The organism is Acinetobacter sp., assembly GCF_050285345.1.
Taxonomy (GTDB): domain Bacteria; phylum Pseudomonadota; class Gammaproteobacteria; order Pseudomonadales; family Moraxellaceae; genus Acinetobacter.
The window spans coordinates 1-11,028 of sequence record NZ_JBLZXR010000068.1; the positions used below are offsets into that span (position 1 = coordinate 1).

Consider the following 11,028-nt stretch of genomic DNA (forward strand, 5'->3'; position numbering starts at 1 on the left):
TTTATTCATGCGTTTATTTTAGACAAGAATCATCTTCTTCCACAGAAATTACAAAAAGGATAGTGCGTAAGTCCTATTTTATTTTCTTTATTGAATATAAACTTTTAATTGCTCCAAAACTTGTGTAGTTTTTTCAGCATGTAACCAATGTCCAGCCTGCTCTATTTCAATCAATTTTGTCTGAGGAAATTGTTGTTGTAACGCCGTAAAATGTTGTTCTTTCGAAATATATGGTGACATTCCACCTTTGAGAAATAATGCAGGACGTTGCCAAACATGTTCTGTATTAGGCCAACTTATAATGTCTTGATAATGGTTATATAAGGCTTCAACATTAAATAACCACCGCCCTTTACTAAAGGATTTGAGTAAGAATTGGATAACCATATCTGCTTGAATATTATTCCGCATGATTTCAATGGCTTGTTGTCTTGTCTGTATTTGTGCCTTTTCTACTGCAAATAACGCTTTAAAAATTTCATCATGATGATTTTCTTGATAAGCAAATGGCGCAATATCCAATACAGCCAATTGATCGATTCGCGTAGAGGTTAAAGCTAAGTACATTGCGACTTTCCCTCCCATTGAATGCCCAATGACAGAAAATTGACCTACATGCAATGAATCCAAGGTTTCAAGTACATCGCTGGCCATAATTGAATAATTCATCTGTTCGTTATGAGCCGATTTCCCGTGATTTCGAAGATCAATTTGAATTACGGTATGTGTATTTTGAAACTCTCTTGCCAACATACCTAAATTGCTCAAACTTCCAAATAAGCCATGAATAAATATGAGCGGTGTTTTGTTACTTTCTGAGTTTTGGTGGATTTCGTAATTTAAAATCATTGTTCGGTTACTTAACTGAGTTTTTCTAATGATGATCTGTTGAAGAAATTTAATCAATTGACATTTAAGAGATATATATTACTTAGGCTATTTATAGGAAAATATTTTTGCTTAGGCTATTCCCATGAATTAAAAAACGCAGCACATGCTGCGTTAGATAAAAAATGATGTAAATTTAGTGCTTAAAAAAATTCAGCGGTAGTTTCAAATAACGTACGCCATTTTCTTCTGCTTCAGGGAATTTACCCGCATCCATATTAATTTGGATCGCAGGTAAGATCAGTTTGGGCATAGATAAGCCAGCATCACGCTGATTTCTCATATCAACAAACTCTGCTTTTTGAGTGCCTTCATGGATGTGAATATTTTGCTTTTTCTGTATTGCGATTGAGCTTTCACAAATATAGTCATTCCGCCCTGTTGGTAAATAATCATGACAGAGAAAAACACGCATTTCAGCTGGTAATTGATACAGTGTTTGCACAGAATCATACAAGCTTGCAGCACTGCCCTTTGGAAAGTCACAACGTGCTGTTCCATAATCTGGCATAAATAAAGTATCACCGACAAAGACAGCATCATCCCCGATCACATAACTTAAACATGCAGGCGTGTGTCCGGGCGTTGGTATGTTATACGCGTCCAACTCCCCAATTTTAAAATGCTCATGATCATCAAATAGATAATCAAAGGATTGATGTGAATTAAAATATTTCACATCAAGATTGTAAATTGCACTAAATGTTTCTTGTACAACTGCAATTTTATGGCTCATTGCAATTTTTCCGCCAAGCTTTTCTTTGAGATACTGCGAGGCAGTCAAATGGTCTGCATGCACATGGGTTTCCAGAATCCATTCTACGCTTAGGCTATTTTCTTGAATAAAGTCTATAATCCGATCTGCATGTGTGGTTCGTGTCGATGCAGAAGCGGCATCATAATCCAATACACTGTCAATAATGGCACATTGTCGTGTCATAGGATCTGTCACGACATAACTGAATGTATTGGTATTTTCATCAAAAAAATCTTGAACCCATGCATGACTCGACATCAATTTGCTCCTGCAAATTTACGGTGGATATAAACGCCAACAAACATTGCCACGATAAAATAGATTGCTTGGTAGAAACCTAGACCGATTAAGGTAAATGCTGGTGCTGGACAAATGCCCGCAATCCCCCAACCTATACCAAAAAGAATACTGCCGCGTATAAGTTTTGAATCTATCTGATTATTACGGGGTAAGTCTATTGCACATCCATCAAATGTTTTCGGTGCTGAATTTCGCACAGCCATTTGAAATGGTATAAAAGCTACAGCAATTGCACCCATCATAACAAATGCAAGACTGGCATCCCAATCACCAGCAATATCAAGGAAGCCTAAAACCTTTTCTGGATTGGCCATACCTGAAAACATTAATCCAACTGAGAATAATCCACCAAATATAAAGGCTAAAATATTTTTCATTATTGGACTCCTAGTACGTGTCGCATGACATAAACCGTAATTACACCTGCTAGCATAAAGCTCCCTGTTGCTGCTAAAGAGCGTTTTGAAAGTCGGCTAATCCCACAGATTCCATGCCCACTAGTACATCCTGAGCCCATACGCGTACCAAAACCAACCAACAATCCGGCAATAATCATCATCCAAGGACTGGCATTCAACTCAATATTTGGTGTGGTCACTTGTGCATAGACAAATGGAACAAGAAACAAACCTGCTAAAAACCATAGCGCAGGTGTTTTAAATACTGTTTTAGGATTCATGACCTGAGCAATCAGACCACTAATCCCTGCAATTCGTCCATGTACATAGAGATAACCTACAGCGGCCAGGCCAAGCATTGCTCCGCCAATAAATGCGGTTAGAAAAGGATGCATACACGTGCCTACAAAGAAACATTATATGTTTTTATAATATGTTATTTAGAAAAAGATGCAAGTCATTCTGATCATTTTATGTATTAAATTTTAAATACACAGATTTCTCATTCAATCTCTAATACAGAAATTCTCACCCCACTTTGTTAAGCTATTATTTATAAAGTTAAAAATTAACTGAATATTTCTCCGGTAATTTTTTAAACCAGCCTGTTTATTGTTAATTTTTTATTATCAATCTTGGTTTGAAAATCGATATTGATATCACTGAGTGCATCGCCAATCCAACTGACGGCCTCGGAACCAATTTCAGCGATATCGGTCAAATCTATGCTAGAAGCCCAATCGCTACTACTATTTTGTGACTCTTGCTTTTGCTCTTCACTTATTGTCTCAACAGTGGGTCTACTTGTACCTGATCACTTTGATTGATTTCATGGATAGATTGCTGTGGCATGCTGTTGTCCTATATGAATGTTCTTAAATACATCTATTCTATCTTTAGTCTTTTATATCTGCTACGTGATAGACGATGATCAATTCGCCTATCCTACCTCAAATTCTTTTAATACTTTTTCCACAAACCACCAAGGTAAACGTTGAATTCCCTGATTCATTTTTAAAATTTCAGCACGTTCAATTTCTGCAATAAACGAAGCTTGTTGACCATCTGCCGAATTATCAAAAATATAACTGCGATCCGTTGCTTCAACCGCCTGCATCAGCAAGTCCATACTTCGATAATAGCGTTCACGAATCTTTTGCTCAGGAACACCATGACCGCCTGTCTGCACACGATACTGCACCCGTGAAATATTGATAATCGGATCGATGGTTGACACATAATATAAATAGGTTTTAAAGCCTTTACGCTTGGCTTCTCTTAAAAATTCCACTTTTGAAATATGTGACATGACCGTTTCAAAGGTAAAACTTACTTTTAAATCTAGAAATTGCAGGCGGATGTAATCAATAATACGCGCACAAAGATAAGAGTCGATTTGATCTGAATGAAATTCAATTTTCCAGTCATCCAAAATCAACGGTTTTCGCGATAAAAGTGAAATCAGCTCACCTTGTGATGGTCGTTTCTTTTGTTGTAAAAAATGAATTAAAGCTTGTGCATTTAATGCCGGATGATAATCCAATAAATTTACACGCTGCGAATGTTTCAGCTGAGCTTCCAGTTCATCCGCATTTAAATATGCCCCAATGTGCTGGGGCAATAAATATTCTTTAACTGTGCTTTTACCTGAACCATTGGGACCTGCAAACATCCTTATTCGAGGTTGTGGAGGCATAGATTAAACCGTTTCTACTATTTTCTTTTTTCGTTTTAAAATTTGTGGGATTGAATCAACTTGTACAAAGTCAGATGATACATCTTTTAGTTTTATTTCTTGACCGTTTTGCAGACGTTGTATCAATTGCTGACCTTTGACATAAACCACAGTCGATGACGCACTTGCTTGTTCAAAAGCATGGCGAAATGCATGAATTGCAAGACTAGGAATCATATCATCCTCATACTGACTTGCTTTCATCACTGAAGTATAAGCTGTCATTGAACAACTCCTTAAACATCAAAATAATGTGTTTAATCATCTTATCACACTCCTTGTTTTTGTCTATTTATCCATCAGCAAAAGTGTAATCAGGATTACTTTAAAAGAATAAACGTCATACCTTGAATTCAACTTAGATACAAATAGTACTTTATTCCATACCATTCGGAAACGTCAAAAAAGTTATTTATCTTTACTTGCACAGAATGCACTTTCATTCAAACCTGAAGCTTGCATACTGTCACGTTGCTGCTTCAAATAATGCTGAGCCGCGAATTGCATATGATTTGCCATTTCCAGCTCAGGATTTTCTTGAGAAAGCTTTAAAATTTGATGATAGGCATTTAAACGTGTACAAAAGGCTTGAGTTTGCTCTTGAGCACTCGCTGTCGTTCCTTCTACATCGAGTATGCTTTTACTACCGTTGACTTGGTCAGTATAGTGCTGAATTTTTGTATTATATTCAGCCTGCGACAGCTTTTGAATCGGTTGTAGTACAGTTTCTGCATGTACCGCGACCATACTGCCACATAGCCAAATAGCCAAACCTAGACCTTGATATATCTTCCTTGATTGCATGTGATTAGGTCTCGTCGCCTTCTTTCCAAACATCTTCATAATCATCCGCATCGATCATAAAACGATAACCAACATCAAGTGCTAAATACGGCAGTACTTCTGGCGCAAGCTCCTGAAATTTACGTATAGTCATGGTTTCAAAACTATCCGCACCTTCCAACTCTCCACCATAAATATACCAACTTACCTGTTCTTCGCCTTCTGCAGGTTTACGAATACCAACAATCGGATCTTTATTTAAGGTATGTACTGCAACAGCAATCACATCATCACCTTTGACTTCAACATAGGCTGAACCCACTTCTTCACACAATAATTTCTGCTCTGCAATTAATTCTGCTAAAGGTGATGAATTTTGTACATTTTTGGCCATTTAGATTCTCTGGCTTGGAAGGAATGACACATTTTAGCGTGAAACGCTTTCCAATGGATAAAATTTTCCAGTCTAAACGGTCTGTTAATCTTGATTTTGTTAAAAATTTAAATCTGTTTTTTAGTGATTTGCAAAAATGATGATCAATTTATCTAGCCTTAAAAGTTTGATGCAACACACACCAGTAAATGAAATTTAGACAATTGAATAAAAAATCAACACAAAGTTAAAAGACGACAATATTCACCATGATCTAAATTTAACTTTTGCCAATGCATGCTCTGTGGAACACTAATTTTCAGTATCACTGGGACACACGATTCATGAACTAAATGGTCAATCCTGCCTTTCCCCAAATAATCCTGAAATTCCTATTCAACAGAGGATGTCCTAACGGAGTTTTGCAAAATTACTAAACAACAAAAAGATGATTTAGCAAGTGGTGATTTTTCATATCGGGCATACTCACTAACATGTATCAAAGCAACCATAACTTTTGCAGCTGCACATATTCTGTTGCATGAAAAAATATCTTCTCACCCCTACAAAAAGGTCATTCTTTCACCATAATTTTAGAATAACCGCCAATGATTTATTGTGAATCAATCCAATTAAATTACAGCAAACAAATGTTTTATTTAAAAAAATATAAATAGACCCAAGTCATCATAATGTTCAGTTCATTATGCTTGAGGTCACATTACATTCATGACCTATAACAATCCATAGAGCCTATGCAACGTAAAGACTGGGTATTATTGATACTGTAAAAATGGAAGACTGCTATAGCGTGAACCTTATTCAAATAGATACATGTTTCGTATGCAAAACCAGAAAGTGAAACAACAGGATTATTCACTACGCTATACGATGAACAGGAAAGAAAACCCGAGCACATCAGGTCAAATACCCTAGGTTACACAAAAGATATGAATAGTTTTAGCCAATTGGGTTTAAAATAGAAAAACATAAGATCACAATAAAAATGTAACCTTTTAACATTGTTAATTATCGGCAAAGTTTTCATTATATAGCCCATTATTGATACATACATTTCACGTCAATTCAAAGAAATTATAAAAAAAATGTGGAACCTTATGCGATAATAAGCAAACTTTGCTGACATCTTGCAAAGTAATATTGCAACTTTTAATTGGAGCAGGCTGAATGAGCTCGACCATTTTGGTCATTCATGGACCGAATCTCAACTTACTGGGTAAACGTGAACCAGAAGTTTATGGATATCTTACACTTGAAGATATTAACCAAAAATTGATTTCACAGGCTCAAAACGCTTCCATTTCCCTCGACACTTTCCAAAGTAATTGGGAAGGCGCAATTGTCGACCGAATTCATCAAGCACAACAAGAAGGCGTTCAATTTATTATCATTAATCCTGCTGCTTTGACACATACCTCTGTGGCAGTACGTGATGCCCTTCTTGGCGTAGCTATTCCATTTATAGAAGTACATTTGTCGAATGTTCACGCACGTGAAGCATTTAGACATCACTCCTATCTATCTGATAAAGCCGTTGGCGTTATTTGTGGTTTAGGTGCAAAAGGCTATGCCGCTGCTCTAGACTTTGCCATCGACAAAATCCAACCAACTTCTCAATCTTAATTAGGAATACTGTTCATGGATATCCGTAAAATCAAGAAACTCATCGACTTGATGATTGAATCTGACTTACAGGCGATCGAAGTTAAAGAAGGCGATCAATCAATCGCATTAACTCGTCGTAATCCACTGGTTGCAGCAGCTGTTCCCGCAATGCCTGCGCCTGCTGCTGAAGCACCAGTTGCTCGCTCTCCACGTGGTGCTGTTGAAACCTCTCCAATGGTTGGTGTGTTCTATGCAGCGCCAAACCCAGGTGAAGCACCATTTGTTAAAGTGGGTCAAACTGTTTCAGCTGGTGAAACACTTGGTATTATTGAAGCAATGAAAATCATGAACCCAATTGAAGCAACTCAAAGCGGTGTGATTGAAGAGATTTTGGTTAAAAATGGCGAAGTGATCCAATTCGGTCAACCATTATTCCGCTATCGCGCTTAAGACCACGGGGAATCACAATGTTGCAAAAAGTTTTAATTGCAAACCGTGGTGAGATTGCGTTACGCATCACCCGGGCGTGCAAAACTTTAGGAATTAAAACCGTAGGGATTTATTCCGATGCCGACAAAGACCTAATGCATTTACGTTTCTGCGATGAAGCTGTATGTATTGGACCTGGTGCCAGCAGCGAAAGTTATCTAAATATCCCTGCAATTATTACAGCAGCAGAAATTACTGGAGCAGATGCCATCCACCCAGGTTATGGCTTCCTCTCAGAAAATGCTGAATTTGCTGAAATTGTAGAAAATTCTGGTTTTATCTTTATTGGCCCACGTCCAGAACACATTCGCTTAATGGGGAACAAAGTTTCTGCCATTATTGCAATGAAAAAAGCTGGCGTACCTACTGTACCGGGCTGTGACCATGCAGTAACGATCCACAACGCACTTGCAGAAGCGAAAGAAATCGGCTTCCCGCTGATCGTAAAAGCAGCTTCTGGCGGTGGTGGTCGTGGTATGCGTATTGTTGAACGTGTCGATACCTTACTCGAATCTGTACAAGCGGCACAACGTGATGCAGAAATGTGGTTTGGCGATGATACGGTTTATATGGAACGCTTCCTACAAAAACCACGTCACGTTGAAGTACAAGTACTTGCTGATGGTAATGGCCATGCGATTCACTTATATGACCGTGACTGCTCTTTACAGCGTCGTCATCAAAAAGTTCTAGAAGAAGCACCTGCGCCTGGTTTACCAGAACAAGCACGTGAAGAAATTCTAGAAGCGTGTGTCAATGCTTGTAAACTGATGCAATATCGCGGTGCAGGAACATTTGAATTCTTGTTTGAAGATGGTGAATTCTTCTTTATTGAAATGAATACACGTGTTCAAGTAGAACACCCTGTTACAGAAATGGTGACAGGTGTCGATATTATTGAACAACAACTTCGTATCGCTGCTGGTCTTGGATTAGAGCTTCAACAAGAAGATATCCAGTTAAAAGGTCATGCCATAGAATGCCGTATCAATGCCGAAGATCCATCAACGTTTATGCCTTCACCGGGTAAAATTGATCACTTCTATGCGCCAGGTGGCGCAGGTATTCGCCTTGATTCACATATTTATCCGGGCTATAGCATTCCACCTTACTATGACTCAATGATTGCAAAGCTTATTGCTCATGGTAAAAACCGTGATAACTCTATTGCGCGTATGAAGCAAGCACTAGAAGAAATCATCTTAACGGGGGTGAAAACTAATATTCCTTTGCATAAAGATTTGATCCTAGAAGATAAAAACTTCTGCGAACAGGCAATGGATATTCACTATCTTGAGAAGCATCTGTTAAAGAAAATTGAGGGTAATGAGAATAAATAAGTTCTCTGCTTCAAATAAAAAACCACTCAAATTGAGTGGTTTTTTATTTACTGTAATTCAATCAAAGAATTACAAGCTAAAAATATTTATGGTAATACCCGACGAAGCGTTGCAAAGCACTGCTCTGCTTGTTCATTTGCACAAAAATTAATAACCGATGGACTTTTCCATTGCACAAAGTACTGAGAAATTTCCCCAGTTTGGTCTTGCTGACTGCCAGAACAGTCCACCTGATTATTATCATACTTAACCTGTAAAATTAATGCTGGAATTTGGGCATTTGGATCTTCAGCAGGTTGATAGTCATAAACGCCTGAAGACCACTCACTCCCACTTTTAATCACAACATCGTTATTTCCCTTAAAATTATAATATTCAATACATTTACGATTATTTGGTATTTCCATGCCCCATAAACCAACTAATTCAGAACGTGTCGTCACCTTAAAACGATTTACGACTTCAACACGGTTTTTAACATCTGCATTTTGGGTCGTATTTTTATTATCTGTCGCCATCACCAATGATGAACTCAACATGAGTAAAACTGTAAGATATGCTTTTTTCATACATTTAATCAGTCATATAAATCATGCTCTTAAAGTAACATATTTTTTTACAAATCCGCGGTTTATCACATTTTCATAACAATCAATTTATAAAGGCTTAGAATACAAAATACTAACATTTTATCGCCTAAATTCGGCTTTTATGCCAAATAAATCACATTACTCATGTTTTATACACATTTACTCTTAAATTTTCGTTTATGATGTAAAAAAATTAATTTATGTCATCTCAGCTACTTAGGCTATTGAAGCGAATGAAACTGCATTTAAATCATCTTGCCCCACCAACAACACGTCAAAGTACCGCCTTTGCCGTAATTGCAGTGATTATATTTTGCTTTTGTCTGGTTGGAATATTCAGCAGACCATTAACTTACCTAGCTATTTTTTGGCCGGCCAATGCCGTCTTATTTGCACTCTTTTTACGTTTCCCAAATTTAAGTAATGCGGGCGGATGGTTAGGTGCATTTTCTGGTTATATGCTTGCCGACTTACTCACGGGTAATCATTTTCAATTGACGCTCTTTTTAACTTTTGCCAACTTAATCAACACCACCGTTTGTTTGTTTTTTATGCGGTATTTTCAAGTTAATTATCAAAATTATAATAAAGATTTCACCATTATCACCATGAGTGCAATTATTGCGGGAGGTGGTTGTCTAGCTGGTGCTACATTTGCAATTTTTACAATTCCATATATTCCAAATACTTTCATGTCGAGCGATCGACTCCTAATTGATTTTGGTATGTGGTGGATTACGGAAATAATAAATTATTTAATTATATTGCCGCTAATTCTATCATTTCCGACAATTATACAGATCAAGAATGCTTTTCAAAATCGACGTAACCAAAACTACCATTTTAAAGATCTTTTGCCAGTAATCAGTGTGGCTTTATGCGTTTTACTCACTGCCGTTTTTACTGGCCCCGGTGCAATTTTATATCCTTTGGCAGCATTAATTTGGGCTGCTTTAAGTTATCAATTATTTACACTCGCAATCATAAATGCAGTGGTTATTTTGGCCACCTATTACAATCTCAATTCGTTTTATTTGGCTGATTCATCTATGACCTATTTATCAACAGCTATTTCTGTTCGTATAGGTCTCACGATGTTAATTCTTGGTCCATTAATTTTATGTGTGATTAGTCGAAATCGGCATGATCTATATAAAAAAGTGTTATATCTCGCAAATCACGATAGTCTCACACATGCAATGAATCGCCGTTTCTTTTTTGAACAAGGTGAACTTTATTTAAAAAGCCGTACCGAATTAACTTTCTCAATCATTATGTTAGATATCGATCATTTTAAGAAACTGAATGATCAACATGGACATTATGTCGGAGATTTAGTTTTGCAGAAATTTTCTGATATTGTCCGGAATAACTTGCGCGAAAAAGATTTATTTGCTCGGATTGGTGGCGAAGAATTTGTTATTTTACTCAGTAATATTCAAGCAGATGATGCTCAGCGCATTGCAGAACGAATTCGTAATATCGTGGAAACAACCTCAATTCAAGTGAATGAAAATCATCAACTTTTCATCACTGTCAGTATTGGGATTATTCATCAGAATTTACCAGATACGCCTAATTTGCAATATCTGATTAATCAAGCGGACCAAGCACTATATCAAGCTAAACAATCAGGGCGAAATCAAGTGATTTTAGCCTCATAGTAATACAGGGCAGCCTAAAACTTGAAGTGCGACACCACATCCCAATTTAATTTGGGTTAAGGAGTGTCACATTGTCATACAAACA

The 11,028-nt window shown here is 37.2% G+C and carries 13 protein-coding genes; 4 read left to right on the forward strand and 9 right to left on the reverse strand.

Going from position 1 to position 11,028, the window contains the following annotated elements; genetic code table 11:
• Positions 1-87: 87 nt before the first annotated feature.
• The 8 genes from ACN6OV_RS06460 to ACN6OV_RS06495 all read right to left on the reverse strand — a co-directional run bounded on the left by ACN6OV_RS06460 (position 88) and on the right by ACN6OV_RS06495 (position 5,255).
• Entirely contained in the window at positions 88-849 is a 762-nt protein-coding gene (locus tag ACN6OV_RS06460) for an alpha/beta fold hydrolase (protein WP_427950954.1), read from the reverse strand.
• Between the two features lie 175 nt (positions 850-1,024).
• Positions 1,025-1,903 (reverse strand): MBL fold metallo-hydrolase, encoded by an 879-nt coding sequence (locus tag ACN6OV_RS06465; protein ID WP_427950956.1) that lies wholly within the window; start codon positions 1,901-1,903, stop codon positions 1,025-1,027.
• Positions 1,903-2,322, reverse strand: coding sequence for a DUF6691 family protein (locus tag ACN6OV_RS06470; RefSeq protein WP_427950959.1), 420 nt, complete (start codon positions 2,320-2,322; stop codon positions 1,903-1,905). The genes ACN6OV_RS06465 and ACN6OV_RS06470 overlap by 1 nt, the downstream gene beginning before the upstream one ends.
• Entirely contained in the window at positions 2,322-2,738 is a 417-nt protein-coding gene (locus ACN6OV_RS06475; RefSeq protein WP_427950961.1) for a YeeE/YedE family protein, read from the reverse strand. Before ACN6OV_RS06475 ends, ACN6OV_RS06470 begins: the two co-directional genes overlap by 1 nt.
• A gap of 545 nt (positions 2,739-3,283) precedes the next feature.
• Positions 3,284-4,015: a zeta toxin gene (locus ACN6OV_RS06480; RefSeq protein WP_427950963.1), complete on the reverse strand. Its 732-nt coding sequence runs from the start codon at positions 4,013-4,015 to the stop codon at positions 3,284-3,286.
• A gap of 27 nt (positions 4,016-4,042) precedes the next feature.
• Positions 4,043-4,303 (reverse strand): hypothetical protein, encoded by a 261-nt coding sequence (locus tag ACN6OV_RS06485; protein ID WP_427950966.1) that lies wholly within the window; start codon positions 4,301-4,303, stop codon positions 4,043-4,045.
• Positions 4,304-4,486: 183 nt separating this feature from the next.
• Positions 4,487-4,882, reverse strand: coding sequence for a hypothetical protein (locus ACN6OV_RS06490; RefSeq protein WP_427950968.1), 396 nt, complete (start codon positions 4,880-4,882; stop codon positions 4,487-4,489).
• Between the two features lie 4 nt (positions 4,883-4,886).
• Positions 4,887-5,255, reverse strand: a complete 369-nt coding sequence (locus tag ACN6OV_RS06495; protein WP_427950970.1) for an immunity protein Imm33 domain-containing protein — start codon at positions 5,253-5,255, stop codon at positions 4,887-4,889.
• 1,167 nt (positions 5,256-6,422) lie between these two features.
• Between ACN6OV_RS06495 and aroQ the strand changes: the two genes are divergently transcribed.
• From aroQ to accC, 3 genes are read left to right on the forward strand one after another with little or no spacing between them, the layout of a single operon-like run.
• Positions 6,423-6,878, forward strand: coding sequence for a type II 3-dehydroquinate dehydratase (gene aroQ, locus ACN6OV_RS06500; protein ID WP_427950973.1), 456 nt, complete (start codon positions 6,423-6,425; stop codon positions 6,876-6,878).
• A 15-nt stretch (positions 6,879-6,893) separates the two neighbouring features.
• Positions 6,894-7,310, forward strand: coding sequence for an acetyl-CoA carboxylase biotin carboxyl carrier protein (gene accB, locus ACN6OV_RS06505; protein WP_427950976.1), 417 nt, complete (start codon positions 6,894-6,896; stop codon positions 7,308-7,310).
• Between the two features lie 17 nt (positions 7,311-7,327).
• Entirely contained in the window at positions 7,328-8,689 is a 1,362-nt protein-coding gene (gene accC, locus ACN6OV_RS06510; protein ID WP_427950979.1) for an acetyl-CoA carboxylase biotin carboxylase subunit, read from the forward strand.
• An 86-nt stretch (positions 8,690-8,775) separates the two neighbouring features.
• On the opposite strand, the gene ACN6OV_RS06515 is transcribed toward accC, so the two are convergent.
• A complete protein-coding gene (locus ACN6OV_RS06515; RefSeq protein ID WP_427950982.1) occupies positions 8,776-9,258 on the reverse strand; it encodes a hypothetical protein in 483 nt (160 codons plus the stop codon).
• A gap of 254 nt (positions 9,259-9,512) precedes the next feature.
• Here ACN6OV_RS06515 and ACN6OV_RS06520 point away from each other — a divergent pair, with 254 nt between their 5' ends.
• Positions 9,513-10,943: a diguanylate cyclase gene (locus ACN6OV_RS06520; RefSeq protein ID WP_427950985.1), complete on the forward strand. Its 1,431-nt coding sequence runs from the start codon at positions 9,513-9,515 to the stop codon at positions 10,941-10,943.
• Positions 10,944-11,028: the final 85 nt, after the last annotated feature.